A 25,963-nucleotide genomic window follows, 5' to 3' on the forward strand; every position below is an offset into this window, starting at 1 on the left:
CCCCCTGCCCTGTTCCGTGAGTGAGTTTGAGGTTATTCGCCCGCCGGCAGATGCGGCACGTGGGGCTTGGCGCCGTCCTCTTCTGCTTCCTCGGCCTCATCCGCCTTGTGGAAGATCGGGTAGATGAACAGGAAGGCTGCGGCGATCAGGTAGCCCAGGGCAATGCCGCTGAACTCCGGCCAATGCAGGCTGGCCGAGTGGATCACGCCCACCAGCGCCATGCCCGCCGCCGCCAGGGCAAAGCCGCCCGCGTTGCGGAAGTCGCCGTCGATCACGCTGGCAACGATGGCGCCCCAGATCAGGCCGGTCAGGATCGCACCCTGGCTGAGCGCCAGATGGCCCTCGTAGTGCGCGCCCTGCTGCAGCAGCGCTGCGGTCAGTTCCGGATCGCCCAGCTGGGCCATGCCGGTGGCACCCAGTGCGCCCAAGGCTCCGGCCAGCGCGCCCCATTTCACCACCAGGAAGGCAGAGACATGCGGCATCATCGCAATGGTCACCGCGGCGATATGATCGGTCTTCACCGAATGCGCGGTATTGGTCACCAGGCTGAGCGCCACAAACACCAGCACCGGCGCGGCAGCGGCCACGGGGATCAGGTTGTTGAGGAACGCCAGGAGGCCAAAGAAGGCGGCAAAGGGGATCACCAGGCCAACGCCGATGATATAGCCCGAGCGCGCGCCCATCCGCTTATAGGCCGGGTGGCCGATATAGGCGGTGGTCGGGAACGGCGAGCCGAAGACCGCACCGATCATGGTGCCAACGCCGTCGGTCACCTGGCAGACGCCAACCGGATAGTGGTCGCCCGCGGCTTCGGCGCTTTCAACGTTGTTCATGGTCTCAATGAAGTTGTAGATCTGCACCGGCACCAGGACCAGGAACAGCTCCGGGTTGGCAAACAGATGCTGGATACCGGCAATCAGGTCGCCGAAATACGGGATCGGCAGGTAGACGCCCACGCCGTCGAACGAGACCGAAGCCTTGCCCATACCCAGCGCCACAACGGTGCCGACGATCAGCGCCAGCAGGCCCGCGGGGATGTTGAACGGCAGCCGGTGGCGGCCCACCAGGCCCCACAGGATGATGATCATCGAGGCAAATCCGATGAACGGATCCTCAAAGATCGTTGCCAGCGGCACAGTGCCGATGAACACCAGCGCAATACCGCAGAGGGTGCCGAGCATGCCCGCACGCGGGGTCACGCGCTTCAGCCAGGGGCCAACAATGGCGCCCATTGCGGCGACGATGCCGCCCATAAAGCCCGCGCCGATACCCACCTGCCAGGCCAGCATCGCGTCATTGGTGGACCAGTAGATCGGGCCGATCACGCCGAACAGATAGACGAACATGACGGGTGTCGAGATGCCATAAGGCAGCGCGGTCACGTCGCGGCCTTCTTTTTCTGCGATATACTTGGCCATCCAGGTGTAGACCGCGATACCGGCCAGGATCGCCACTGCGGCGCCAGGCACGATGCGGCCGAACACGATGTCGGCAGGCATGTTGAAGACAAACTGACAGATGCCCGAAAGCACGATCAGGTTGATCAGGTTGTCGGTGAACAGCGCCCAGAATGCACTGAAGTCATTCCGCGCGAACAGTTTGTACGTGTAGCTCCGCCCGGTCATGGCGGCCTCCTCCTGTCAAGAGGACGCAGTCCTTAACGGCTGAATGCTCCAGCCGTGTCTCCCTCTGCGTCCGGTTGCTTGCCCGGTTCGGGCAATTCCATGCTCCGTGCTGGAGCGGACGCGGCAGTTTCAGAGGTCAGATCAGCGATCACTTCCGCCGCCACGAAGGCCGCGATGACGCTGGGCCGCTTGTCGCGGCTACCGCTTGCCCCGATGGGGCAGATGAGACGGTCTGTTCCCAGCCCGTCGCAATGGTCCCGGCACCAGCGGCGGAATTTCTCCCGCTTGGTGGCCGATCCGATCAGCCCGACATAGCCCGCATCGCCGCGCTGCAGGGCAGCGGAGGCAAGCAGGAAGTCAAGCGCGTGATCATGGGTGAGAACAACAAAGGCGCTGCCCGCTGGTGCGGTGGCGATGTCGATCTCAGGGATAGCGCTTTGGCGGATTTCCACATCCGCGTTGCACAGGGTCAGCTCTTCAGCGCGCTGGTCGATCAGGATACAGCGCACCGGCATATGCTGGAACAGATCCGCCAGCGCCCGGCCCACATGGCCAGCGCCCATCACATAGACATGCGGCAGCGCCTGTTCCTCGGCCTGCTGGCGGGCAATGGCATTGTCGCGGTCAGCCTGGCGCATCTGCGCCAGCGACATTTCCACCCGGCCGCCGCAGCACTGGCCGATTTCCGGCCCCAGCGGCACATCCAGCGTATCGCTGATCACATACTGCTTCAGCATCCGCCGGGCGTGGTCGATGGCAATATATTCCAGCTGGCCGCCGCCAATGGTCCCCCACAGGCCTTCCGCCGCCACAAACATGCAGGTGCCGGCCTCGCGCGGGGAGGAACCGCGGACGCGGGTCAGCGCAACCTGCACCACATGTTTGTGGCTGGCCAGAAAGTCCCGAAGGGAGAGGCGGCGGGCCATAGCTCAGCCCTGCCCTTTGAGGGTTTCGATCGCCATCAGCACGCGCTCCGGCGTGGCAGGCGCATCCAGGCGTGGGCAGACCGTGTAATCCGCGGTACTGGCAACCGCCATCGACAGCGCCTCGAACACCGAAATGCCCAGCATGAACGGCGGCTCGCCCACGGCTTTGGACCGTTTGATGGTGCGTTTCTTGTTCACCGACCATTCAGCCAGCTGCGTGTTGAAAATGCGCGGCCGGTCAGAGGCCAGCGGGATCTTGTAGGTCGAGGGTGCATGGGTGCGCAGGCGGCCTTCGCCGTCCCACCACAGCTCCTCGGTGGTGAGCCATCCCATGCCCTGGATAAAGGCGCCTTCCACCTGGCCCTTGTCCAGGATCGGGTTCAGCGAGCGGCCCACGTCGTGCAGGATGTCGGTGCGCTCGACCCGGTATTCGCCGGTGAGGGTGTCGACAGAGACTTCCGAGCAGGACGCGCCATAGGCGTAATAGAAGAACGGCTGCCCCTTGCCCGCCGCGCGGTCCCAGTGGATTTCCGGCGTCTTGTAGAAGCCCGCCGCCGACAGGTGGACGCGGGCCATATAGGCCTCTTTCACCAGTGTGTCGAAGGGGATGACTTCGCCGCCAACTCGAACCCGGTTGGGCAGGAATTCGACTTCCGCCTCAGTGACTTCATACTTCTCCGCCGCGAATTTGGTCAGCCGGGCAATGATCTGCTCCGCCGCATCCAGCGCTGCCATGCCATTGAGGTCCGACCCGGACGAGGCCGCAGTGGCCGAAGTGTTCGGCACTTTCTCGGTGGTGGTCTTGGTGATCTTGATGCGCTCGAAATCGACCTGGAAGGCATCGGCCACAACCTGCGCCACTTTGGTGTTCAGGCCCTGCCCCATCTCGGTGCCGCCATGGTTCAGGTGGATCGAGCCATCATTGTAAACATGGATCAGCGAACCCGCCTGATTGTACCAGGTCGCGGTGAAGGAGATGCCGAATTTCACCGGGGTGAGCGCAATGCCCTTCTTGATGATCTTCGACTCCTTGTTGAAGGCGATGATCTCTTCCCGGCGCTTGCGGTACTCGGCGTTTTCCTCCAGCTCGCCAATCAGCCGGTCAAGGATATTGTCCTCCACCTTCTGATGGTAAGGGGTCAGGTCGCGGCCCTCTTCGCCATAGAAGTTGGCCTTGCGCACATCCAGCGGGTCCTTGCCGAGGGCATAGGCGATCTCTTCGATCATCCGTTCGGCAGCGACCACACCCTGCGGGCCGCCAAAGCCGCGGAAGGCGGTGTTGGAGACGGTGTTGGTTTTCATCGGACGGCTTTTCAGCAGCACGTTCGGGTAGAAATAGGCATTATCCGCATGGAACAACGCCCGGTCCGTGACCGGCCCGGACAGGTCCGAGGAATAGCCGCAGCGCGCGGCAAAGCCGCCCTCGACCGCTTGAATGCGGCCTTCATCGTCAAAGGCCACGTCATAGTCGATCACGAAGTCATGGCGCTTGCCGGTGGCGGTCATGTCCTGATCGCGGTCCGGGCGGATCTTCACGGGTCTGTTGTGCTTCTTCGCGGCAATCGCAGCCACCGCACAGAACAGGTTCATCTGGCTTTCCTTGCCGCCAAAGCCGCCGCCCATCCGGCGCACGTTGACGGTCACCGCGTTGTTTGCCACGCCCAGAACATGCGCCACCATATGCTGCGCTTCGCTGGGGTGCTGGGTGGAGCAATGCACGGTGACATCCTCATCCTCGCCGGGGATGGCAAAGGCGATGTGGCCTTCCAGATACATGTGGTCCTGGCCGCCGACGGTCATCTGCGCCTGAATGCGGTGGGGGGCGTCTTTGCGGCCCGCTTCCACATCGCCGCGCTCCAGCTTCAGCGGATCGGTGACCATGGGATAGCCCGCCTTCTGGGCCTGGACCGGGTCCAGCGCATGCGGCAGCACTTCGTAGTCGACCTGCGCCAGCTCAGCCGCACGGCGGGCGGCATCGCGGGTCTCGGCAATCACCGCAAACATCGGCTGGCCGTGGAACTCCACCTTCTCTGTCGGGAACACCGGCTCGTCATGCTTGCCGGTGGGGCTGATGTCGTTGACGCCGGGCACATCATCCGCGGTCAGCACATCCACCACGCCGGGGGCAATACGGACAGCGGTGAGGTCGATGCCCTTGATATTGGCATGCGCCACGGTTGAGACACCCAAGTAAGCGTGCAGCGTGCCATAGGGTTCGGCGATATCGTCGGTGTATTCGGCGCGGCCGGTTACATGCTTGATCGCACTGTCGTGCTGGCGGTCATGATGCACGGCGCCGCTGATGGTCTGATGGTCTTTCATCTCAAATCCTCCTCAGGCGACGGCCAGCCGGACGGCACCGGCGGTTCCCCCCTCGTTTTCCAGGTAGAAGCGGCGCAGCAGGTTGCTGGCCGACAGCGCGCGGTACTCGGCAGAGGCGCGCCAGTCGCTCAAAGGCGTGAAGTCCTGCTTCACCGCTTCCGCTGCCGCGTCAAACGCGGCCTCGCCCCAGGGCTGGCCAACCAGCGCCGCTTCGGCGCCCGCGGCGCGTTTCGGCGTTGCCGCCATGCCGCCGAAGGCGATGCGGGCAGAGGTGATCACGCCATCGGCCACGGTGACGCTGACGCCTGCCGCAACCGAGGAAATATCCTCGTCCCGGCGCTTGGAGATCTTGTAGGCGGCGTCGATCTGCCCGTCCCGGCGCAGCGGAATGCGGATCGAGGCCACAAAGTCGCCAGGCTCGCGGTCCTGCTTGCCGTAGTCGATAAAGAAGTCCTCCAGCGGCAGGGTGCGGCTGCCGCCCTTTTTCTGCAGGGTTACTTCAGCGCCCAAGGAAATCAGCACCGGCGGGGTGTCCCCGATGGGAGAGCCGTTGGCGATATTGCCGCCGATGGTACCCATGTTGCGCACCTGCCAGCCGGCAATGCGGTCCCAGTAGTCTCCCAGATGCGGGAAGGCATCGCGGATGGCATCTTCGCTTTCGGTATAGGTGACGCCGGCACCGATGATCAGCGCCTCATCCGTCAGCTCAACCGCCTTCAGCTCTTCCAGATGGGCAACAAACACCACCGGAGAAATCGGCTTCATGAATTTGGTGACCCACAGACCCACATCGGTGGAGCCTGCGACGATGGTTGCCTTGGGGTTCTCAGCCAGCACGTCTGCCAAATCCGCCGCATCCAGCGGCAGGATGGCGCGGTCGTCCTCGGGGCCGGTCACCACGCGGGTCTCGGGCTGGATCGCCTTCAGCTTGGCGGTCAGGCTGTTGCGTTCGGTGGTCAGGTAGTCATTGGCCGGGGTGCCGTACTGGTTCACTGCCAGGGCCGCCTTCACAATCGGCTCATAGCCGGTGCAGCGGCACAGGTTGCCCTGCACGGCGGTTTCCACCTGCGCCTCGGTCGGCTGCGGGTTCTCCATCCACAGCGCATACAGCGACATCACGAAACCGGGGGTGCAGAAGCCGCACTGGCTGCCGTGGTATTCGACCATCGCCTGCTGCACCGGGTGCAGCCGCCCGTTCGGGCCGGAGAGATGCTCGACCGTCACCACGTGGCAGCCGTTGAGCGAGGCCAGGAAACGGATGCAGGCGTTCACCGCCTCATAGCGCAGGGCGCTGTTATGCAGCCGGCCCACCAGCACGGTGCAGGCGCCGCAGTCGCCCTCGGCGCAGCCTTCCTTGGTGCCGGTCAGGCGCTGTTCCAGACGGAGGAAATCCAACAGGGTCGTGGTCGCCTTCACGTCCTTGACCGAGTGCTCCCGCCCGTTCAGCAGAAAGCGGATGTCGTGTTGATGTTCCATCTGGCCTCCAAGTCGTCGCTAGACAGCTTTTGAATCTGTTGCTTTATTTTTACCTTGTCTGACTGCCACGGTTAACGGCTGCAATCGCGAAAGGCTTTCAACACCCTGTTGAAAATGGTTAGGCTAATAGGTGCCGGAACCGGCAGGAATACCGCCGTTTGATCTTAGGCCCAAGCGCCAAGTGCGCCCCGCAAAGGACTGTTAAACATGTCTTATCTGGAATCCCTGCGCGTCTTTACCCGAGTCGTCGAACTGGGCAGCATCACCTCTGGCGGGCGCGATTTGAGGTTGACGCCGGCGGTGGCCAGCAAGCGGATCAAGGAGCTTGAAAAGCATCTTGGCGTGCGTTTGTTCAACCGCACCACGAGATCGCTGACCCCGACCGAGGTCGGACAGCTGTTTTATGCGGAAGCCAAGAAGGTGCTCGAATCGATTGAAGACGCCGAGGCGGTGGTCTCGCAGTTCTCCGAGGCGCCGCGCGGGGTGATCCGGGTGACTGCACCGCTGGGCGTCGGCCGCCGCATCATTGCGCCGCTGGTGCCTGCCTTTGTCGAGGACTACCCCGCCACCGAAATCCGCATGCGGATGTCGGACCGCAAGGTCGACATTCTGGCAGACGGGCTGGATGTGGCGTTTTTTATCGGTACCCCGCATGACTCCACCCTGAAGATGCGCAAGATCGCCGATTGTACCCGTGTTCTGTGCGCGGCGCCGGAGTATCTGGAACGCCACGGAACCCCGCAGGTACCGGAGGACCTGCTGACCGGACACAATTGCCTGCTGCTGCGCTACCCGCGCTCGCCCGAATACTACTGGACGCTGGAAACGCCCGAAGGTCCGCGCAAGCTGGAGGTTTCGGGCAAATACGACGCCGACGACAGCGACGTGCTGACCAATTGGGCGCTGGACGGGCGCGGCATCGTCAACAAGCCGCGGTTTGATGTGGCGGCCCATCTGCGCTCCGGCGCGCTGGTAGAGGTGCTGCCGGACACGCCGCCGGAGCCGACCATTTTCGGATGCCTTTACCCGCACCGGAAACTGCAGGATCCGAAGATCCGCCTGTTCGTGGACTATGCAGTGAAACACGGGCTGACGGCCTTCCGGCGCAGCGAGGCCGGGGAGTAGCATCCCCTCCTTCCGGCGGCTGCCCGGTGCACAGGCGGTGTACAGGGGGTGCACGCATGGTGCCAAAGAAAAACGGCCCTGCCGCAGGGCAGAGCCGTTCCCGGTTTTAGAGCAGAGCTGGATCAGTTTGAAGCCAGCGCAAACGGCAGATCCTTGGAAGCGCTGCCGTACCAGCGGCGGATCAGGGCGCGCTCATCCTCCTCCATATAGCTGACATTGGCGGGTGGCATCGCATGAGTGACGCCGGACTGGAGGTAGATCTCCTTGGCGTATTTCGCCACATCCGCAGGGGTTTCCAGCAGCACGTTTTTGGGCGCGCGGCGGATGCCCTCATAGAAGGGCTCGCGCGCGTGGCACATGGAGCAGCGGCCCGGCACCACATTCATCACATCCTCGAAATGCTGGTTGCTGGCAAAGATTTGCTCGGTCTTGGTCAGCTCCCGCGCCTCGGATTCTTCATAGGTGTCCTGCTGCAGCGGCGCATGGCTCAGGATCATGATGCCAAGGAACAGCAGGGCAGTCACCGGCCAGGTCCAGGTCGGGTTGCTGGTGCCGGCGTGGTTGCTATTGAAGTAGTGGCGGATGGTCACGCCCATCAGGAACACCAGCGCTGCGATCAGCCAATTGTACTCGGTGGCAAAGGCCAGCGGGTAGTGGTTCGACAGCATCAGGAACACCACCGGCAGCGTCAGATAGTTGTTGTGGGTCGAGCGCAGCTTGGCGATCTTGCCGTATTTGGCATCCGGCGTGCGGCCTTCCTGCAGGTCCTTCACCACAATGCGCTGGTTCGGCATGATGATGAAAAAGACGTTTGCTGTCATGATGGTAGCCGTAAAGGCACCCAGGTGCAGCATGACCGCGCGGCCGGTGAAGATCTGGTTGTAGCCCCAGCCCATGGCGACCAGCAGCACGAACAGCAGCACCATCAGGAAAGTCGGCTTTTCACCCAGAGGCGATTTGCACAGGAAGTCATAGATGATCCAGCCGACGGTCAGCGATGCGCCGGAAATCAGGATGCCCTGCCACAGGGCCAGGTCGGCCTTGCTGGAGTCGATCAGGTACAGCTCCCCGCCCGCCCAGTAGACGATCATCAGCAGGCCCGCGCCCGACAGCCAGGTGGCGTAGCTTTCCCATTTGAACCAGATCAGATGGTCCGGCATGTTCTCCGGCGCCACCAGGTACTTCTGGATGTGATAGAAACCGCCGCCATGGACCTGCCATTCCTCGCCATGCGCGCCGACCGGCAGATGCGGAACCTTCCGCAGGCCAAGGTCCAGCGCCACGAAGTAGAAGGACGATCCGATCCAGGCAATGGCGGTGATGACGTGAAGCCAGCGGACCGCAAAGCCCAGCCAGTCCCACATGATCACAAGCTCTTCCATTGTTCTCTCCTCATAAGCTTTGGCAAGGACACTAGAGCATGCCGCTATTTTCATGTATTAGGTAAAAAACCCAAGCTGTTTCAAAATAACACAAAGAATACGTGAATGGCCTATCTCGACAATATCCGCACTTTCGTCCGCGTCTATGAACTTGGCAACATGTCCGCCGCAGCGCGCGACATGCGGATTTCGGCTGCGGTGGCGTCGTCACGGATTTCGCAGCTGGAAGAACACCTTAACGTGCGCCTGTTCCAGCGCACCACGCGGCTGCTCAATCCCACCGAACAAGGCAACCTGTTCTATCACGGCGCGGTCAAGATCCTGGAAGCGGTGGATGAGGCCGAAGCCGATATCAGCAGCGTCACGCAAACGCCGCGCGGCACGCTTTATGTGGCGGCGCCGCTGGGGCTGGGGCAGCGGCTGATTGCGCCTGCAGTGCCAAAGTTCAACGAAGCCTACCCGCTGATTTCAATCCGGCTACGTCTGTCGGACCGCAAACTGGACCTGGCTGCCGAGGGGCTGGATGCGTCCTTCTTCCTGGGCGTGCCGGAAGATTCCAATCTGCGCATCCGCAAGATTGCCGATTGCCCGCGGGTGCTCTGCGCTTCGCCTGAGTACATCAAACGGCGCGGCCAGCCCGCCAGCAGCGACGAGCTGAAGACCGAGGCGCATGATTGCCTGAACCTGCGCTATCCCGGTGCGCCGGAGTTTCAATGGCCGCTGCGCAGCCGCGACGGCGTCAAGCGGGTGACGGTCACCGGGCCGTTTGAATCGGACCACGGCGATGTTCTGACCAGCTGGGCCTTGGACGGGCACGGGATCATCCTGAAGCCGGTGTTTGAGATTTCCGAGCATCTGGCCTCAGGCCGGCTGGTGCCGGTGCTGGCAGAGGAGCCGCCGATTCCGATCCAGATGGCCTGCCTCTATGTCCACCGCCGCCATCAGGACCCCAAGGTGCGCCTGTTCATGGACTTCATGGTGGATCACATTCAGGCCTCCCTCCCTTCTGAATAAAAAAGCCCGCCCCAGTTGCCTGGGACGGGAACCGCCGGCAGATGCCAAGCGGGAGGAGGAGGTATTTCGGGGATCAGCTGCCGCGGTAGGTGGAATAGCCGTAGGGCGACAGCAGCAGCGGCACGTGATAGTGGCTGTCCGCTTCGCTCATGCCAAAGCGCAGCGGCACCTCGTCCAGGAACAGAGGATCAGCGCCGGCCTGACCGGTGGCCCGCAGGTAGCCGCCGGCGTGGAACACCAGCTCATAGGTGCCGGTGGCGAACTCGCCTGCCGGCAGGATCTGCTCATCCGTGCGCCCGTCGTCATTGGTAGTCAGGCTGCGCAGGTGGATGCGCTCGCCGCCCTCGATCCGGTAAAGGTCGATCTTCAGTCCTTCCGCCGGGCAGCCGCGGGCGGTGTCCAGCACGTGGGTGGTCAGAAATCCGGCCATCTCAGCCTCCTATCAGTCCGTTTCCTTAGGTATGCTTGGTTAAGCCCGCCCCATACAGCGGCAAGAGTCAAAAAGTTCTTTCAAAAATTTACTGAAAGCCTACCCGGATTATTCTGTTCTATAAGGAACAAAAGACAGGAGACCTGACGTGACGCGCTATCCTCGTGACTTGCGCGGATACGGTGCTGCCGCACCTGACCCGCAGTGGCCCAATGGGGCCAAAGCCGCCGTGCAATTTGTTCTGAACTATGAAGAGGGCGGCGAGAACTGCATCCTGCACGGGGATGCGGCCTCCGAGGCGTTTCTTTCCGACATCCCCGGTGCGGCGCAATGGCCCGGCCAGCGCCACTGGAACATGGAGTCCGTCTATGAATACGGCAGCCGCGCCGGTTTCTGGCGGCTGCACCGGCTGTTCACCGGCGCCGGCATTCCGCTGACCATCTATGGGGTTGCCACTGCGCTGGCCCGCTCGCCTGAACAGGTGCAGGCGATGAAGGACGCGGATTGGGAAATCGCAAGCCACGGCCTGAAATGGGTCGAGCACAAGGACATGCCCGAGGAAGAGGAGCGTGCCGCGATTGCCGAAGCCGTGCGCCTGCATACCGAGGTGACCGGCGACCGCCCGCGCGGCTGGTACACCGGCCGCTGCAGTGCCAACACCGTGCGTTTGGTGGCTGAGGAAGGCGGGTTCGACTACATCTCCGACACTTACGACGACGATCTGCCCTATTGGCTGGAAACCGGCGGCCGTGATCAGCTGATCATTCCCTACACGCTGGAAGCCAACGACATGCGCTTCGCCAATTCGCCGGGCTGGATCACCGGTGAGCATTTTTTCCAGTACCTGAAGGATGCTTTTGATGTGATCTATGCCGAGGGCGAGGCGGGTGCCCCGAAGATGATGACCATCGGGCTGCACTGCCGGCTGGTCGGCCGTCCGGGCAAGATCGCGGGCCTCAAGCGCTTTATCGACTACATCCAAAGTTTCGAGGACGTCTGGTGCCCGCGCCGCATCGACATCGCTGAGCATTGGGCCGCCACCCATGCGCCCGAACAGCGCGTCCGCCCCAGCCGGATGGGCCGGGAGGAATTTGTCTCCGCTTACGGCTCGATCTTCGAGCATTCGCCCTGGATTGCCGACCGCGCCTTTGATCTGGAGCTGGGCCCGGCGCATGACTGCGCCGCAGGTGTCCACAACGCGCTGTGCCGGATCTTCCGCACCGCGTCTGAGGAAGAGCGCCTTGGCGTGCTGACCGCGCACCCCGATCTGGCGGGCAAGCTGGCGGCTGCGGGCCGTCTGACGGCAGAAAGCACTTCGGAACAGGCCAGTGCCGGCCTCGACATGCTGACCGATGACGAGCGCGAGAGCTTCACCCGGCTCAACACCGAATATGTGGAGAAACACGGCTTCCCCTTCATCATTGCTGTGCGCGACCACAACAAGGCCTCGATCATGGAGGCCTTCCACCGCCGCATCCATAACGACCGGGCAACCGAGTTCGACGAGGCCTGCCGCCAGGTTGAGCGCATTGCCCAGTTCCGCCTGCAGGACCTGCTGCCATGAGCCGCTGGCTGACAGCGGTGCCGCTGACGGCGGAGGCTTTTGCGCCTTATGGCGATGTGATCGAAGTGAACGGCGCACCGGACAAGCTGATCAATCAGGGCATGTGCGGCCGTCACCACGACCGTGCAGCCCTGGATTTCGGCCCGGACGGCCGGGCCGGCATCAGCCTGTTTGATGCCCAGGCCCGCCACCTGCCGCACAAGGTGGACATGGTGGAGCGCCATCCCGAAGGCAGCCAGGCCTTTGTGCCGGTCAGCGGTGTGCCGATGCTGGTTGTTGTCGCCGATGATGATGACGGCACCCCGGTCAGCCTGAAGGCCTTCATCAGCCAGCCGGGCCAGTCCATCAACCTGCACCGCAGCACCTGGCACGGGGTGCTCGCGCCCCTGGGCGCGCCCGGACAATACATCGTGGTGGACCGTATCGGCACCACGCCGAACCTCGAAGAACATTGGTTCAAGGAGCCTTTCACAGTGGTCTCAGACTAACCGCAAACCCCTGAAGCCGCTCGCATAACAACAAGAAGCGGCGAGATCCCCATGACCGACAGGAGAAACGACCTCATGGCTGACACTTCCATTGGGTCGCCGGCACAGCTGCGCGATCCCAACTATACCCCGCCCTTGATGACGGCAGTACCGCTGGGCATCCAGCATGTGCTGGCGATGTTTGTCTCGAACATCACACCCGCCATCATCATCTCCGGCGCCGCCGGCTTTGGCTTTGGCTCGGATGCCGGCGCGCAGGGCTTCCCGGACATGAGCTACCTCATTCAGATGTCGATGCTGTTTGCCGGTATCGCGACGCTGTTCCAGTCCATCGGCATGGGGCCTGTGGGCGCCCGGCTGCCGATTGTGCAGGGCACCAGCTTTGCCTTCATCCCGATCATGATCCCGCTGGTCGCAGGCAAGGGCGTCGAGGCGCTGCCCGCGATCTTTGGCGGCGTGCTGGTCGGCGGTTTGTTCCACGCTGCCCTTGGCACCGTGATCGGCCGCATCCGCTTTGCCCTGCCGCCGCTGGTCACCGGCCTGGTGGTGCTGATGATCGGGCTTTACCTGGTGCGGGTGGGCATCGAATACGCTGCCGGCGGCGTGCCCGCCAAGGCCTTTGGCAAGGAAGAATACGGCAGCCTGCTGAACTGGTCGGTGGCGCTGGTGGTGGTGTTCTCAACCCTTGGCCTCAAGTTCTTCACCCGCGGCATGATGTCTGTCTCGGCGGTGCTGATCGGCATCCTGGTCGGCTATGTCTACGCGATGTTCTTTGGCCTCGTCACCTTTGAAAGCATCGGCCAGAGCTGGGACCGCGCAGCAGCCTTTGGCCTGCCGAACCCCTTCAAATACGGCATCGAGATCACCACAGCTGCAGTGATCGGCTTCTGCCTGATGTCCTTTGTCAGCGCAGTGGAAACCGTCGGCGATGTCAGCGGCATCACCAAAGGCGGCGCTGGCCGCGAGGCGACCGACAAGGAAATCCAGGGCGCGACCTATGCTGACGGCGTCGGCACCGCGATTGCCGGCCTGTTCGGCGGCCTGCCGAACACCTCCTTCAGCCAGAACGTCGGCCTGATTGCCATGACCGGCGTGATGAGCCGCCACGTGGTCACCATCGGCGCGATCTTCCTGATCATCTGCGGCCTGATCCCCAAGGTCGGCGCGGTGATCCGCACCATTCCGATCGAGGTGCTGGGCGGCGGCGTGATCGTGATGTTCGGCATGGTTGTCTCGGCCGGTGTCTCGATGCTGTCGGATGTGGTCTGGAACCGCCGCAACATGGTGATCTTCGCCATCGCGCTGTCGATCGGCTTTGGCCTGCAACTGGAGGTGATGAACCTGAAGCCCGGCTCCCCGAACGCGCTGCAGTATCTGCCCGATACCCTGCGCATCCTGGCCGCCTCGGGCATCCTGCCCGCCGCACTGATTGCCATCGTGCTGAACCTGATCCTGCCGGAAGAACTGGCCGATGAGGCCACCGAGGAAGTCTCGGGCGGGATGAGCGGCCACGGCAAAGGCTCGCTGCCGCAAGAGGACCGCGCCTGATCCAAACGCCAGGCTATACCTGCAACACCAAGAAGGCCGGCCCCTGAAACGGGCCGGCTTTTCTGTTCAGCCGGCGAGCCCGGGCAGAACCGCAAGCCCGGGCAGCCAGCCGGTAAAGATCCCGCACAAGAGCGTTGCATAGGCCGTCACCCAGCTGCTGCCGCGGTTGAGGGCAAGGTTCAGGAAGAACAGAAACCACAATCCGGACCAAGCGGCCCAGCAGGCGGCCAGCCAGATATCGAACAGCCCGTCTGCCTGCGCCAGCACCCGCAGCACCATCGGTGCAGCTGTCAGCGCCACAAAACCGCTGAACCAGCCAAGCCCCGCGCCGCTGGACGGGACTAGGCGGTTGTAGCCAACCCACAGGTACGTGGTGCCGAACAGCAGTGTCATGCCTGCGTCCAGCAGATCCGCCGGCTGCTGCGCGGCAAGCGCAATCATCAGGACGATGGCAAAGAAGACAGCCGCCGCGGCAAAATTGATCAGGCAGATTTCCCGGTCTTCGATGCGGCCGAATTGCCAGACACCGTTCAGGCACAGCACCACCCCAACCACCAGCAGACTCAAGCCCAGAAACATGTTCGGTATCCTCCAAAAGAAAAACAGGAGAGAGGTACACCTCTCTCCTGCTGATCCGCTATGCGGAGAATTGCAGAATGTGTTTCTGGCTGAGGCTTAGAAATCGACCTCAATCGCGATGCCCTGCGCCACGGCCAGATCAACAACCGAAGCTGCCACGGCCAGGTCCTGCAGGCCGACGCCGGTGCCGTCGAACAGGGTGATCTGATCGTCCGAGGTGCGGCCAGGGTTGGTGCCGTTGATGACCGCACCGATCTGAGCCACGTCCGCCTCCTGGATCAGCCCCTGCGCTACCGCGTGCTGCGCTTCACCGATGGTGATCGACTGGGCCACCTCGTCGGTGAACACATCTGCCGCCACCAGCAGCTGCGGGTCCACTTCCTGCTTGCCCTTGGTGTCGGTGCCCATGCAGGCGATGTGGGTGCCCGGGCTGACCTGACCTGCGTTCAGGATCGCGTCGAAGGACGAAGTGATCGAGATGATCACATCCGCCTCGCGCATGCCGTCCAGCTCCACCGCCTCAAATGGCAGGCCCGCTTCATCGGCAACCTCTTGCAGGTTCGGCAGCATGTCCGGGTGCAGGTTCCAGCCGATGACCTTCTCAAACTCACGCTGCTCCAGCGCCGCGCGCAGCTGGAACTTGGCCTGATGGCCCGCGCCAATCATGCCGATCACCTTGGCGTCCTTGCGGGCCAGATGCTTGATCGAGACCGAGGACGCCGCGGCAGTGCGCAGCGCAGTCAGCAGGTTGCCGCCCACCATCGCCTTGGCCTTGCCGGTGTCCGGGTCGAACAGGAACACGGTGGACTGGTGATTGATCAGCCCGCGCTTTTCCAGGTTGTTCGGCCAGTAGCCGCCGGCCTTCAGGCCCAGCGTCAGGCCCGCACGGTCAAAGCCGCCTTTGAAGCCGTAAAGCGCATCCTCATGGCCGATCGCCTCGCGCACCACGGGGAAGTTATAGGCATCACCGGACGCCATGGAGGCAAAGACCTTCTCAACCGCATCGAACGCGGCTTCACGGGTCATCAGGCCTGCAATTTCCTTTTCCGGAACGATATACATGTCTGGTTCTCCTCAGCAAAAAGCCGGCGGAGGGCGGCATGCGCACCTCCGCCAGTTCGGGGATGGTTCAGTTAGTAGGCCTTGCCGCGGGCCGAGACGGGCCAGACGGTTTCGACCTTGCCGTTGCGGACGCCGACGTACCAGTCATGCACATTGGCGGTCGGGTCGCAGTGGCCGGGCACCAGCCGCAGTTTTTCGCCAACCTTCAGAGCGCCCGAGGGGTCTGCGACCACACCATGCTCGTCGGAGCATTTGATGTATTCCACATCGTCGCGGCCAAAGATGAAGGGCAGGCCGCTGTCCACCGACTGCGCCTTGAGGCCCGCATCCACAATGGCCTTGTCGGCCTTGGCGTGGCTCATCACCTGGGTCAGCAGGAAGAAGGCGTTTTCCCATTCGCCCTGGTCGATGCGGTTGCCGTCCTTGTCCAGGATGCGGCCGTAATCCGCATCCATGAAGGCGTAGGAGCCGCACTGCAGTTCGTTGAACACGCCCGAGTTGCTCTCGAAGTAATAAGAGCCGGTGCCGCCGCCCGAGACCAGTTCCGGCTCCAGGCCAACCGCCTTCAGGCCCTGCACTGCGTTTTCGACCATCTCGATGGCGATATCGAGCTTCTCCTTGCGCGCCTCATAGGTGTCCAGGTGCTGCATCGCCCCCTGATACGCCTGGATGCCCGAGAACTTCAGCCCCTCGGCTGCATCGACGCTTTTGGCAATCGCCACAACGTCCTGAGTGGTGGTCACACCGCAGCGGCCGGCGCCGCAGTCGATCTCGACAAAGACCTCGATTTCGGTGCCGTGCTTCTGCGCCGCCGCCGACAGGTCGGCAACATTTTCGATATCATCGACGCAGACGATGGTGCGGGCGCCCAGCTTCGGCAGGCGGGCCAGACGGTCGATTTTGCGCGGATCGCGCACCTGGTTGGAAACCAGCACGTCCTTGATGCCGCCGCGGGCGAAAACTTCGGCCTCGGACACTTTCTGGCAGCAGACGCCAACCGCGCCGCCCAGAGTTTCCTGCAGCTTGGCCACATCCACCGACTTGTGCATCTTGCCGTGCACCCGGTGGCGCATGCCGTGCGCCTTGGCATAGTCGCCCATCTTCTTGATGTTGCGCTCCAGCGCGTCCAGGTCGAGGATCAGCGCCGGGGTCTGAATGTCGGCCTCGGCCATGCCCGGAACCGCCGGGATGTCATAACCAACTTCAAGCTCTTCGAAATTTGTCTGCACGTTCATGAGTTTAACTCCCAAAATCAGCTGTTCATCCAGGGCAGCTTGTCCAGGTCGACATTGCCGCCGGTGACGATCAGGCCCACGCGTTTGCCCGCGAAGGCGTCTTTGTTTTTCAGAATGGTGGCGAGCGGCACCGCCGAGGACGGCTCCATCACGATGCGCAGATGCTTCCAGATCAGCTTCATTGCATCGATGATTTCGGGATCTGACGCGGTGTAGATCTCGCTCACGTGGTTGGAGACGAAATGCCAGGTCAGGTCTTTCAGCGGCACCAGCAGCCCGTCGGCGATGGTCTTGGGGGCGTCATCGGCGATGATGTAGCCCGCCTTGAAGCTGCGGTAGGCGTCGTCTGCCTGCTCCGGCTCTGCCGCAATCACCTGGGTTTCCGGTGCCAGCGTCGACAGCGTCAGGCAGGTGCCCGAGATCATGCCGCCGCCGCCGATGGGGGCCACAACCATGTCGAGGCCATCGGTCTGCTCCACAAACTCCTTGGCGCACGTGCCCTGCCCCGCGATGACCCGGTGGTCATTGTAGGGATGCACAAAATCGCCGCCGGTCTCGGCCTGCACCTTGGCAAAGGTCTCCTCGCGCGAACTGGTCGAGGGCTCGCACTCGGTGATCCTGCCGCCATAGCGGCGCACGGTGTCTTTCTTGGCCTGCGGTGCGGTCCGCGGCATCACCACGTTGCAGGGAATACCGCGCAGCATCGCCGCGTAGGACAGGCAGGAGGCATGGTTGCCCGAGGAATGTGTCGCCACACCCTTTGCTGCCTGCGTCTCGTCCAGCCCGAACACCGCGTTGGTTGCGCCCCGCACCTTGAAGGCGCCCGGTTCCTGGAAGTTCTCGCATTTGAAGAACAGCTCCGCACCGGTCAGCTCATTCAGAAAGGCAGAGGTGCGCACTGGCGTGCGTCGGATATGGGGCTGGATGCGCTCATGCGCAGCCAGCATGTCCTCATAAGTCGGGATATACATCGCGGTATCCTTCATCAGGCGGCAGCCTTGGTGCTGGAGGCCTGGTTGCCGCGGTAGTAGTCCTGCGCCGCTGCAACACCGGAACCCAGCTGGATATTCAGCCCCAGGTCGGCCATGACCATTTCGGCGGTGGCAATGCCCGACAGCGCCATCACGTCGGTGAGGCTGCCCAGGTGGCCGATGCGGAACACCTTGCCCGCGACCTCGCCCAGGCCGGTGCCGAAGGCGACACCGTATTTCTCGGCTGCCAGGCTCACGAACTTGTTGGCGTCAAACCCGTCCGGCGTGCGGATGGCACTGACGCTGTCGGAGTAGACGTCCGGCGACACAGCGCACAGCTCCAGCCCCCAGGCGCGAACCGCAGCGCGGACGCCCTCGGCAATCCGGTAGTGGCGGGCAAAGACATTCTCCAACCCTTCGTCCAGCAGCATACCACAGGCCATGTTCAGACCGTTCAGCAGGCCGACAGAGGGCGTGTAGGGGTAGGCGCTGTTGGAATAGCCAAGCGCCATGTCCTTGATATCAAAGAAGGTGCGCGGCAGGGTCGCGGCTTCCACCGCCTGCATCGCCTTGGGCGAGAAGCCAACGATGGCCAGGCCCGGCGGCAGCATGAAGCCTTTTTGCGAGCCGGTGACGGCAATGTCGACGCCCCACTCATCCATGCGGAAATCCATCGAGGCGATGGAGGACACGCCATCGACAAACAGCAGCGCCGGGTGGCCGGCCGCATCCAACGCGCGGCGGACAGCGGCGATGTCGGATTTGACGCCGGTGGCAGTCTCGTTGTGGGTCGCCAGAACCACTTTGATTTCATGCGCGGTATCGGCGGTCAGGATTTCCTCGTAACGGTCCGCTGGCAGGCCTTCGCCCCAGGGGGTTTCGACAATCTGAACGTCGAGCCCGTGGCGCTGGCACATGTCGATCCAGCGGTGGCTGAACATGCCGTTGCGGGCGGCCAGAACCTTGTCGTCGGCGCTCAGAGTATTGGTGATCGCGGTTTCCCAGCCGCCGGTTCCGGTCGACGGGAAGACAAAAATCTCGGCGTTCTCGCTTTTCAGAACCTTCTTCACCCCGGCCAGTGCCGGGTGCAGGATCTGACCGAACAGCGGCGAGCGGTGGTCCAGCGTCGGCATGTCCACGGCCTTGCGCAGCGCTTCGGGCATATTGGTCGGACCGGGGATGAAAACCGGATTTTGAAAGCTCATTTCGTGCCCTCCTGTGGCGATTTCCTTCACAGTAAAGGGAAGCTGCCCGCAGGTGAATTTTTTTGAAAAAAGATTTCAAAAACTGGCATGGCAGAGAAAAATGACATTATTTCAAGTGCTTTAGTTTTTTCACTGTACAGAAGTGATTTTCATAATTATTCAGAAGCTGCTGCTTGAATTGCCAAGGAAGGCCTGAAAATGCCCCAGCCGCCGCGCCGCAAAGGCCGCCCGAAAAGCTTTGATTCCGCCAGCCAGCCGGCCACCATTCAATCGCTTGACCGGGCGCTGGATGTGCTGGACGCACTGGCTGGCGCCAGCGGCATGACGCTGACGGAGCTTTCCTCAGCGCTCGATCAATCGGCAGCCACCATGTACCGGGTGCTTTCCACCCTGGAGGCGCGCCAGATTGTCGAGATGGAGCCGCAAAGCCAGACCTGGCACATCGGTGCCATGGCGTTCCGCCTTGGCTCCGCCTTCCTGCGGCGCTCCAGCGTCATTGAACGCGCCCGGCCGGTGATGCGCGAACTGATGGAGGCCACAGGCGAGACCTCAAACCTCGGCATCGAACGCGGCGGCGACGTGATGTTCGTAAGCCAGGTGGAGACCCATGAGTCGATCCGCGCTTTCTTCCCGCCGGGGACAACCTCGCCGATGCACGCATCAGGCATCGGCAAGGCGCTGCTCAGCTGTTTTGAAGATGATCAGCTCACCCGTTTCCTGCGCGGCCGGGCGCTGGAGCGGTTCACGGAGAAAACCCTGACCTCCGCGGAGGCCCTGTGCGCAGATCTGGCCCAGATCCGCCAGCGCGGCTGGTCGTTTGATGATGAGGAAAAAGCGCCGGGCATGCGCTGTGTCGCGGCGCCGGTCTTTGGCATGCAGGGCGAGGTGCTGGCCGGGATTTCCATCTCCGGCCCCACTGCCCGGATGCCGGATGGCGGCATCAGCGGCATCGGCGCCCTGGTCAAGGACGCCGCGCAGAAACTCTCCTATGGATTGGGCGCACCTGCGGCAGATGAGACCCCGCCCGGCTGACAAGCCGGGCAGCGCCCGTCCTTAGCGCAGCGGCGCCAGCGGCATGTGGCGGTTCACATCTTTGTACAGCAGATAGCGGAACTTGCCCGGCCCGCCGGCATAACAGGCCTGCGGGCAGAAGGCGCGCAGCCACATGTAGTCGCCGGCCTCGACCTCGACCCAGTCCTGGTTCAGCCGGTAAACCGCCTTGCCTTCCAGCACATAAAGCCCGTGCTCCATCACATGGGTCTCGGCAAAGGGGATCACTGCGCCGGGTTCAAATGTGACAATCGTCACATGCATGTCGTGGCGCAGGTCGTTCGGATCCACGAACCGCGTGGTGGCCCATTTGCCCTCGGTTTCCGGCATCGGGGTCGGATCGACGTGCTTGTCGCTGGTGACAAAGGCTTCGGGCGCGTCCAGCCCCGCAACCGCCTGATACGCCTTGCGGATCCAGTGGAAACGCACAGGCGCATCACCGTTGTTGCGCAGGCTCCAGACGGCTTGCGGCGGCAGGAAAGCATAACCGCCCTCCCCCATCTCGTGCGCGGTGCCATCGATGGTCAGCGTCATCGCCCCCTGCACCACAAACAGCACCGCCTCAACACCCGGCTCAGTCTCCGGACGGTCGCTGCCGCCGCCGGGCTGCACCTCGGCGATATACTGGGAAAAGGTTTCGGCAAAACCGGACAGGGGCCGCGACAGCACCCAGAAGCGCGCGTCGTCCCAGAACGGCATGAGACTGGCCACGATATCGCTCATCGTGCCCTTGGGGATCACCGCATAGGCTTCGGTGAACATCGCGCGGTCGGTCAGCAGCTGGGTTTGCGGCGGCAGACCGCCTTCCGGTGCGTAGTAGGATCGTTTGGTCATCGGCTGCCTTTCCTGCTGAACTGCTGCCTCCATTGATAACGGCCTACGCGGCGCAACCGAACTTATTTCCGTATCAAGAATACATGAAGGATTGTTTTGCTATTTTTGAAGGTGCCGGCCACTTTACCTGGTTCCGCCAATATTCTCGGGTGCGATGGAGACAGTCTTGACCACCGCAAAGCAATCCGCCCCCGGCACCAGTGCCAGTGCCTGGGCCGAGCGCTTGGTCACCCGCGCCAGCACCCGTCCGGCCGGCGTCTGCAGCGCTACCATCGCACCAGGACCGCCGCCGGTGCGGATATGCTCAATGGTTCCTGGCAGAATGTTGAGCGCCGACAGCCCTTCCGGGCGTTTTCGCGACAGGATTACCTCATGCGCCGAGATCCGCACCCGCACCGGGCTGCCTGGCGGCTGGCCGATTTGCGGCAGGAACAATGGCACGCCGCCTGCATCCAGCTCGGTCAGCCCATCCGCGTGGTGGCAGGCAACCCGCGCTTCCAGCAATGCGCCCGCCGCACGTACCCCGGTTGGCAGGACAGCTGAATCGCTCAGCACTTCGGCAGCAGTGCCCTGCCGCAGCACCCGGCCATCCTGCAGCACCACAACCGTGGTGGCGACCCGGGCCACTTCAGCTGCGGAATGGCTGACATAAAGCATGGGGATGCCAGTCTCATCCCGCAGCCGCTCAAAATACGGGAGAATCTCCGCCTTGCGCGCCTCGTCCAGCGCCGAAAGAGGCTCATCAGCCAGGATCATCCGCGGCGCCGACAGCAGCGCCCGGCCTATCGCCACCCGCTGTTTCTCGCCGCCCGAAAGCGCTCCCGGCCGCCGCTGCAAGAGCGGCCCGATACCCAGCATCTCAACCACCCGGCCCAGGCTTTCCCGCTTGGCACCGCGCGGGGCAAACCATTGCCCGAACAGCAGGTTCTGGCGCACCGTCAAATGCGGGAACAACCGGCCTTCCTGGAACACATAGCCCATCCGGCGTTTGTGCGGCGGCAGCCAGTGACGCCCCGCTGTGTCAAACAGCACATCGCCATTCAAAGCCACCCGCCCCCGATCTGGATGCAGAAGACCTGCAACCGCTTGAATCACAGTGGTTTTGCCTGTGCCGGACCGACCAAACAGCACGGTGACCCCTGGCGGCGCCTCAAATTCCACATCCAGCCCGAAACCGGGCAGCGCATGCTGCAGCGATACCGTCAGCATCAGCGCCCTCCCACCCGCGCAGCTATCCGGCGGGCCAGCAGTTCGGACAGCAGTAGCGCGCTTAGCGCCACGGCGATGGACACAAGCGTCAGCCGCAGCGCAGCGGTTTCGCCGCCGGGCACCTGCAGGAAAGTGTAGATTGCAGACGGCAGGGTCTGTGTTTGCCCCGGAATGCTTGAAACAAAGGTAATTGTGGCGCCGAACTCTCCCATTGCCTTGGCAAACCCCAGCACCGTGCCCGCGATAACACCCGGCAGGATCATCGGCAGGGTAACCGTGGCAAAGACCCAAAGCTTCGAGGCTCCCAGCGTCGCCGCGGCCTGTTCCAGATTGGGATCCACCGCCTCGACCGACAAACGGATGGCGCGCACCATCAGCGGGAAGGCCATAATCCCGGCTGCCAAAGCTGCACCGGTCCAGCGGAAGGCTAAGACAATGCCGATCTGCTGCAGCGCGCCGCCAATGGGCCCCTTGGTGCCGAAGAGCAGCAGCAGCAGGTATCCTGTCACCACCGGCGGCAGGATCAGCGGCAGATGCACCGCACTGTTCAGCAGCTGCTTGCCCGGAAACCGGCCGCGGGCCAGCACAAAAGCCATCCAGACCGCCAGCGGCAGCGCGGCAAGCGTCGCCCAGAACGAGACCCGCAGCGACAGCATCACTGCCTGCCATTCCTCAGGTCCCAGCCATGCTGCCATTCCGGTCACTGTTCCGGCACCCCGAAACCATGGCGCCTGAAGATATCCCGGGCCTCGGAGCTGCGCAGATAGGCAAGAAAGGCACGGGCCGTTTCACTGTTGCCGTTCAGGACTGCAGCAGCGGGGTAAATGATTTGCGGGTGGCTCTCTTCCGGGAAGACCGCCGCCACCGAAACATCGCTGCTTGCGCTGGCGTCCGTGGCAAAGACCACCCCCAGCGGCGCTTCTCCGGTCGCCACCAGCGCCAGCGCCGCGCGCACATTGGCAGCCTGCGCCACATGCGGCGCAACTGCCGGCCAATGCCCCAGCTCCGACAGAGCAGCCTTGCCGTAGATCCCTGCAGGCACCGCATCCACCAGCGCCATGGCCAGCTTTCCACCGCCCAGCAGCCCGGCCAGATCTGCCTCAGCCAGGTCCAGCTGCGCCGTATCGCTGCCGTAAGCGACGAGAACCAGACGGTTTTCCAGCAGGTTTACGCGGGAGGACGGATCCACCAGGCCCTCCTGCTGCAGAACATCCATCCAGCCGGGATTGGCTGAAATGAAGACATCTGCCGGAGCGCCCAGCTGGATCTGCCGCGCCAGCGCCGGAGAGCCCGCATAAGACAGGGTTACCGCTTCGCCAGAGATGCCCTCGAACCGCGCGGCGGCTTCATCCAGCGCCGTCTTGGTGCTGGAAGCCGCAAACACAGTGACCTGGGCGCCCGCCGGGAGCGTCAGCCCGGCAGCCAGAGCCGCGGCCGCCAGCCAAAGCCGCCAGCGCGCCAGAGATTGCAGAAAGGATGCCAGGGCCCGGTGCGTATTCATATCCCCTAAGGGACTACCTCCGCCAGCGGGCACGGGCAAATGGAATTTGGCACCGGACAGGCGAGGCGGGACGCCGCCCCGCCTGCAGTCCGGTTTGCCGCCGCCTGATCAGAACAGATCGACCGCGCCGGCGCCGCCGGCTGCCGGAGCCGGGACCGGCGCCGGGCGGGCCGCAGCGCGCTTTTCCATTTCGCCAAGCTGCCGGTCGTCTTGCACGCGGGTTTGCTGGGCAGCACCGGAACAGGGATGGAAGCGCACCCGTCTTGCCGACGTTCCGCCAACGCTGGAAGAAATGCACGGAATGCCTTCATCACGCAGGAAGCGCTGCACGAAGTCAGCGTTGGATGCGCCGATATCCGAGAGATTGGCAGACATCTTGGCGCCGCCGAAAACTTTGGCTTTCAGATTTGAGCGGATCGCGCCCTTCTTCATAATGCCGTTGATCAGCAGTTCCATTGCGTGGATGCCGTAGCGGGCATTGGCCGCGCCGCCCTGGCGGGCGTTGGCCAGCAGGAAATGATTCATCCCACCGACACCATTTTCGGGATCATAAATACAGGCCGCGATGCACGAGCCTAGCACCGTGGAGAACACGGTCTTCGAATCCGTGGTAACCCGGTATTCCCCTTGAAGTACCGTTACGGATTTCGAATTTGCGAAAACTGTGGTCAAAGTTATGGTCCCTTCCTGCGATTTTTTCAGGCCTTGCTGGCCTGTAGAAGTGTGCCGGCCATGCGGGTCAGCGACACCTGCTGCTGCGCGGCGCCCATATCCCAGGCCACCCTGGGCATCCCGTAGACCACCGAGGATTTTTCATCCTGGGCAAAGGTCTTGGCTCCGGCCTTGCGCAGCTCAAGAAGCCCCCGGGCGCCGTCCTGGCCCATGCCGGTCAGGATGGTGGCGACAACGTCCTTTCCATATGGCACGGCAGAAGTGAACAGAGCGTCAACAGAGGGCGTATGGCCGGAAATATCCGGACCTTCCTTCATCCGCAGACGCAGCGGCTTGCGGCTGCTCAGCCCCATGTGGCGCCGTTGGCCAGCCGCCACATAGACATGGCCCGGCTCCAGAGAAACACCGTCCTCGGCCGGACGCACCTTCGCCGGGCAAATCCGGTCCAGCAGGGACACCAGGCCGGAACCGAAGTTCTTGCCGGTGTGCTGCACGATCAGCGTTGGCGGGCAATCGAAGGGAAAGCCCACCAGGATGCTGCGCAACGCTTCCACGCCGCCGGTCGAAGAGCCGATCAGGATCAGTTTCCTGTTGCCGCCCGCCGCCGCCGCCGGCCGTCCGTTGGCGGTGCGCGGCGCGCTGCGGACACTGCGGCGCGGCGCCTTGACCATCATATCGAAATACTGGGCGAACTGACTGGGGTGATCGGCCTTGGTCAGTTCGAAAATCCCCGCACCGACGTCCAGCAGCGGCGAGGATTTCCTGGCCGGGGTTGAACCCTGCCGGTCCATGACGGACACCCAGCGGGTGTCCATGGCTGAAAACAGCGCCATCATCATTTCAAACTCGGGCAGCTTGGTAAAGCCGTCCTCGACAAAGGCAAAAACCGGCTGCGCAGCTTCTGCCTGATTATAGGCCATCATCAGATTGTTGGCCAAAAACACTTTCATGCCGGGATAAGCCGACTCCATGTAGCTCTGCAACGTGCGGGCAAAGCTGCGGTCAGTGGTGATTATCAATAAGTTTCGCGAAGACAATGGGTTCCCCAGTCAATTTACGGTGCCCTGAGTATTGCAGGCACTGGTGGCCATAGTCTGAAGGCGCCGCGGGGCGGCGCCTCCGGTGATCATTCAGAAGTCCTGCCAGAGATCCCGGGCGGCATTGCCGCCGCCTGCCGCCGCGGCCGGAGCCGGGCTGGCTTCGATCTCCCAGTCCTCACCGCCATGCGCTGACGGCGCAGGCGCGGGTTCAGGCTTGACAGCCGCTGCCGGCCGCGCCGTGCGGCTGCCGCCAGCCACGCGGAAATGCGCCACCAGCTCTGACAGTTTGCTGGCATCCCTGTTCAGCATATGGCCCGCGGCGGTCGTCTCCTCCACCATTGCGGCATTCTGCTGGGTCACCTGGTCCAGCTGGGTCACCCCGGTGTTGATCTCGTTCAGGCCGGTGGCCTGCTCCTCGGCCCCTTCGGCAATTTCCGAGACCAGCTGCGAAATATGGCTGACGCGGGCGGAAATCGACTGCAGCGCATCGCCGGCCTTGCCCACCAGATCGACGCCCTGCGCCACCTGCTGGGTGCTGTCGCCGATCAGGGTCTTGATCTCCATCGCCGCATCCGAGGAGCGCTGCGCCAGCGCCCGCACTTCCGAGGCCACCACCGCAAAGCCGCGGCCCGCTTCGCCGGCACGGGCCGCCTCGACGCCGGCGTTGAGCGCCAGCAGGTTGGTTTGGAAGGCGATGTCGTCGAT

24 protein-coding genes are annotated in these 25,963 nt (G+C 63.1%); 6 read left to right on the plus strand and 18 right to left on the minus strand.

Features of this window, described 5'->3' with window-relative positions; genetic code table 11:
* Positions 1-32: 32 nt before the first annotated feature.
* From RA20_RS23640 to xdhA, 4 genes are read right to left on the minus strand one after another with little or no spacing between them, the layout of a single operon-like run.
* Complete coding sequence (locus RA20_RS23640) at positions 33-1,625, minus strand: xanthine/uracil/vitamin C permease (protein WP_039135042.1); 1,593 nt, start codon at positions 1,623-1,625, stop codon at positions 33-35.
* A gap of 32 nt (positions 1,626-1,657) precedes the next feature.
* Positions 1,658-2,551 (minus strand): xanthine dehydrogenase accessory protein XdhC, encoded by an 894-nt coding sequence (gene xdhC / locus RA20_RS23645; RefSeq protein ID WP_039135045.1) that lies wholly within the window; start codon positions 2,549-2,551, stop codon positions 1,658-1,660.
* Positions 2,552-2,554: 3 nt separating this feature from the next.
* A complete protein-coding gene (gene xdhB, locus RA20_RS23650; RefSeq protein ID WP_039135048.1) occupies positions 2,555-4,873 on the minus strand; it encodes a xanthine dehydrogenase molybdopterin binding subunit in 2,319 nt (772 codons plus the stop codon).
* A 12-nt stretch (positions 4,874-4,885) separates the two neighbouring features.
* Positions 4,886-6,349, minus strand: a complete 1,464-nt coding sequence (gene xdhA, locus RA20_RS23655) for a xanthine dehydrogenase small subunit (protein ID WP_039135050.1) — start codon at positions 6,347-6,349, stop codon at positions 4,886-4,888.
* A gap of 207 nt (positions 6,350-6,556) precedes the next feature.
* On the opposite strand from xdhA, the gene RA20_RS23660 reads away from it, so the two are divergent.
* Positions 6,557-7,474, plus strand: coding sequence for a LysR family transcriptional regulator (locus RA20_RS23660; protein WP_039135054.1), 918 nt, complete (start codon positions 6,557-6,559; stop codon positions 7,472-7,474).
* A gap of 122 nt (positions 7,475-7,596) precedes the next feature.
* Here RA20_RS23660 and RA20_RS23665 read toward each other — a convergent pair whose 3' ends face one another.
* Positions 7,597-8,856 (minus strand): urate hydroxylase PuuD, encoded by a 1,260-nt coding sequence (locus tag RA20_RS23665; protein WP_039135057.1) that lies wholly within the window; start codon positions 8,854-8,856, stop codon positions 7,597-7,599.
* A gap of 105 nt (positions 8,857-8,961) precedes the next feature.
* On the opposite strand from RA20_RS23665, the gene RA20_RS23670 reads away from it, so the two are divergent.
* The gene (locus tag RA20_RS23670) at positions 8,962-9,870 is read left to right on the plus strand and encodes a LysR family transcriptional regulator (protein WP_039135060.1); all 909 of its coding nucleotides are present in this window, start codon (positions 8,962-8,964) and stop codon (positions 9,868-9,870) included.
* Between the two features lie 73 nt (positions 9,871-9,943).
* Here the strand turns inward: RA20_RS23670 and uraH are convergent, their stop codons facing one another.
* Positions 9,944-10,300, minus strand: a complete 357-nt coding sequence (gene uraH, locus RA20_RS23675; RefSeq protein WP_039135063.1) for a hydroxyisourate hydrolase — start codon at positions 10,298-10,300, stop codon at positions 9,944-9,946.
* 148 nt (positions 10,301-10,448) lie between these two features.
* Between uraH and puuE the strand changes: the two genes are divergently transcribed.
* From puuE to RA20_RS23690, 3 genes are all read left to right on the plus strand, one after another.
* Entirely contained in the window at positions 10,449-11,864 is a 1,416-nt protein-coding gene (gene puuE, locus RA20_RS23680) for an allantoinase PuuE (RefSeq protein WP_039135066.1), read from the plus strand.
* Entirely contained in the window at positions 11,861-12,352 is a 492-nt protein-coding gene (locus RA20_RS23685; protein ID WP_039135069.1) for an ureidoglycolate lyase, read from the plus strand. The genes puuE and RA20_RS23685 overlap by 4 nt, the downstream gene beginning before the upstream one ends.
* 75 nt (positions 12,353-12,427) lie before the next feature.
* Positions 12,428-13,900 carry a uracil-xanthine permease family protein gene (locus RA20_RS23690; RefSeq protein ID WP_039135072.1) on the plus strand — a complete coding sequence of 491 codons (1,473 nt, stop codon included), beginning with the start codon at positions 12,428-12,430 and terminating at the stop codon, positions 13,898-13,900.
* 66 nt (positions 13,901-13,966) lie between these two features.
* Here RA20_RS23690 and RA20_RS23695 read toward each other — a convergent pair whose 3' ends face one another.
* The 5 genes from RA20_RS23695 to bhcA form a co-directional block, all read right to left on the minus strand.
* The gene (locus RA20_RS23695; RefSeq protein WP_039135075.1) at positions 13,967-14,479 is read right to left on the minus strand and encodes an AmiS/UreI family transporter; all 513 of its coding nucleotides are present in this window, start codon (positions 14,477-14,479) and stop codon (positions 13,967-13,969) included.
* A gap of 96 nt (positions 14,480-14,575) precedes the next feature.
* Positions 14,576-15,541, minus strand: coding sequence for an iminosuccinate reductase BhcD (gene bhcD, locus RA20_RS23700; protein WP_039135078.1), 966 nt, complete (start codon positions 15,539-15,541; stop codon positions 14,576-14,578).
* Positions 15,542-15,612: 71 nt separating this feature from the next.
* The gene (bhcC, locus tag RA20_RS23705; protein ID WP_039135080.1) at positions 15,613-16,776 is read right to left on the minus strand and encodes a 3-hydroxy-D-aspartate aldolase BhcC; all 1,164 of its coding nucleotides are present in this window, start codon (positions 16,774-16,776) and stop codon (positions 15,613-15,615) included.
* Between the two features lie 17 nt (positions 16,777-16,793).
* Positions 16,794-17,762 carry a beta-hydroxyaspartate dehydratase BhcB gene (gene bhcB, locus RA20_RS23710; RefSeq protein WP_039135085.1) on the minus strand — a complete coding sequence of 323 codons (969 nt, stop codon included), beginning with the start codon at positions 17,760-17,762 and terminating at the stop codon, positions 16,794-16,796.
* A complete protein-coding gene (gene bhcA, locus RA20_RS23715; protein WP_039135088.1) occupies positions 17,762-18,952 on the minus strand; it encodes an L-aspartate--glyoxylate aminotransferase BhcA in 1,191 nt (396 codons plus the stop codon). Before bhcA ends, bhcB begins: the two co-directional genes overlap by 1 nt.
* A gap of 198 nt (positions 18,953-19,150) precedes the next feature.
* Here bhcA and bhcR point away from each other — a divergent pair, with 198 nt between their 5' ends.
* Positions 19,151-19,984, plus strand: a complete 834-nt coding sequence (gene bhcR / locus RA20_RS23720) for an HTH-type transcriptional regulator BhcR (protein ID WP_039135091.1) — start codon at positions 19,151-19,153, stop codon at positions 19,982-19,984.
* A gap of 21 nt (positions 19,985-20,005) precedes the next feature.
* Here bhcR and RA20_RS23725 read toward each other — a convergent pair whose 3' ends face one another.
* The 7 genes from RA20_RS23725 to RA20_RS23755 form a co-directional block, all read right to left on the minus strand.
* The gene (locus RA20_RS23725) at positions 20,006-20,836 is read right to left on the minus strand and encodes a bifunctional allantoicase/(S)-ureidoglycine aminohydrolase (protein ID WP_039135108.1); all 831 of its coding nucleotides are present in this window, start codon (positions 20,834-20,836) and stop codon (positions 20,006-20,008) included.
* A gap of 123 nt (positions 20,837-20,959) precedes the next feature.
* On the minus strand, positions 20,960-22,045 hold the full coding sequence (modC, locus tag RA20_RS23730; RefSeq protein ID WP_039135094.1) for a molybdenum ABC transporter ATP-binding protein: 1,086 nt from the start codon (positions 22,043-22,045) through the stop codon (positions 20,960-20,962).
* On the minus strand, positions 22,045-22,740 hold the full coding sequence (gene modB, locus RA20_RS23735; RefSeq protein WP_039135096.1) for a molybdate ABC transporter permease subunit: 696 nt from the start codon (positions 22,738-22,740) through the stop codon (positions 22,045-22,047). Before modB ends, modC begins: the two co-directional genes overlap by 1 nt.
* A 5-nt stretch (positions 22,741-22,745) precedes the next feature.
* Positions 22,746-23,546: a molybdate ABC transporter substrate-binding protein gene (modA, locus tag RA20_RS23740; protein ID WP_052249153.1), complete on the minus strand. Its 801-nt coding sequence runs from the start codon at positions 23,544-23,546 to the stop codon at positions 22,746-22,748.
* A 108-nt stretch (positions 23,547-23,654) separates the two neighbouring features.
* A complete protein-coding gene (locus RA20_RS23745) occupies positions 23,655-24,218 on the minus strand; it encodes a chemotaxis protein CheD (protein WP_039135099.1) in 564 nt (187 codons plus the stop codon).
* 26 nt (positions 24,219-24,244) lie between these two features.
* A complete protein-coding gene (locus RA20_RS23750; protein WP_052249154.1) occupies positions 24,245-25,189 on the minus strand; it encodes a CheB methylesterase domain-containing protein in 945 nt (314 codons plus the stop codon).
* A gap of 159 nt (positions 25,190-25,348) precedes the next feature.
* A partial coding sequence (locus tag RA20_RS23755) for a methyl-accepting chemotaxis protein (protein WP_039135105.1) occupies positions 25,349-25,963 on the minus strand: 615 nt, incomplete at its 5' end.

The sequence above is a fragment of the Leisingera sp. ANG-Vp genome, assembly GCF_000813725.1.
Taxonomy (GTDB): domain Bacteria; phylum Pseudomonadota; class Alphaproteobacteria; order Rhodobacterales; family Rhodobacteraceae; genus Leisingera.

Excerpts from the sequence above, each read along its gene's own strand:
- modB (WP_039135096.1), bottom strand. The coding sequence starts at position 22,740 with ATGGCAGCATGGCTGGGACCTGAGGAATGGCAGGCAGTGATGCTGTCG.
- xdhB (WP_039135048.1), bottom strand. The coding sequence starts at position 4,873 with ATGAAAGACCATCAGACCATCAGCGGCGCCGTGCATCATGACCGCCAG.
- uraH (WP_039135063.1), bottom strand. The coding sequence starts at position 10,300 with ATGGCCGGATTTCTGACCACCCACGTGCTGGACACCGCCCGCGGCTGC.
- RA20_RS23670 (WP_039135060.1), top strand. The coding sequence starts at position 8,962 with ATGGCCTATCTCGACAATATCCGCACTTTCGTCCGCGTCTATGAACTT.
- bhcR (WP_039135091.1), top strand. The coding sequence starts at position 19,151 with ATGCCCCAGCCGCCGCGCCGCAAAGGCCGCCCGAAAAGCTTTGATTCC.
- xdhA (WP_039135050.1), bottom strand. The coding sequence starts at position 6,349 with ATGGAACATCAACACGACATCCGCTTTCTGCTGAACGGGCGGGAGCAC.
- bhcD (WP_039135078.1), bottom strand. The coding sequence starts at position 15,541 with ATGTATATCGTTCCGGAAAAGGAAATTGCAGGCCTGATGACCCGTGAA.
- RA20_RS23685 (WP_039135069.1), top strand. The coding sequence starts at position 11,861 with ATGAGCCGCTGGCTGACAGCGGTGCCGCTGACGGCGGAGGCTTTTGCG.
- bhcA (WP_039135088.1), bottom strand. The coding sequence starts at position 18,952 with ATGAGCTTTCAAAATCCGGTTTTCATCCCCGGTCCGACCAATATGCCC.
- bhcC (WP_039135080.1), bottom strand. The coding sequence starts at position 16,776 with ATGAACGTGCAGACAAATTTCGAAGAGCTTGAAGTTGGTTATGACATC.
- RA20_RS23665 (WP_039135057.1), bottom strand. The coding sequence starts at position 8,856 with ATGGAAGAGCTTGTGATCATGTGGGACTGGCTGGGCTTTGCGGTCCGC.
- RA20_RS23660 (WP_039135054.1), top strand. The coding sequence starts at position 6,557 with ATGTCTTATCTGGAATCCCTGCGCGTCTTTACCCGAGTCGTCGAACTG.
- RA20_RS23725 (WP_039135108.1), bottom strand. The coding sequence starts at position 20,836 with ATGACCAAACGATCCTACTACGCACCGGAAGGCGGTCTGCCGCCGCAA.
- RA20_RS23695 (WP_039135075.1), bottom strand. The coding sequence starts at position 14,479 with ATGTTTCTGGGCTTGAGTCTGCTGGTGGTTGGGGTGGTGCTGTGCCTG.
- RA20_RS23690 (WP_039135072.1), top strand. The coding sequence starts at position 12,428 with ATGGCTGACACTTCCATTGGGTCGCCGGCACAGCTGCGCGATCCCAAC.
- bhcB (WP_039135085.1), bottom strand. The coding sequence starts at position 17,762 with ATGAAGGATACCGCGATGTATATCCCGACTTATGAGGACATGCTGGCT.
- modC (WP_039135094.1), bottom strand. The coding sequence starts at position 22,045 with ATGCTGACGGTATCGCTGCAGCATGCGCTGCCCGGTTTCGGGCTGGAT.
- RA20_RS23640 (WP_039135042.1), bottom strand. The coding sequence starts at position 1,625 with ATGACCGGGCGGAGCTACACGTACAAACTGTTCGCGCGGAATGACTTC.
- modA (WP_052249153.1), bottom strand. The coding sequence starts at position 23,546 with ATGAATACGCACCGGGCCCTGGCATCCTTTCTGCAATCTCTGGCGCGC.
- RA20_RS23750 (WP_052249154.1), bottom strand. The coding sequence starts at position 25,189 with ATGGAGTCGGCTTATCCCGGCATGAAAGTGTTTTTGGCCAACAATCTG.
- xdhC (WP_039135045.1), bottom strand. The coding sequence starts at position 2,551 with ATGGCCCGCCGCCTCTCCCTTCGGGACTTTCTGGCCAGCCACAAACAT.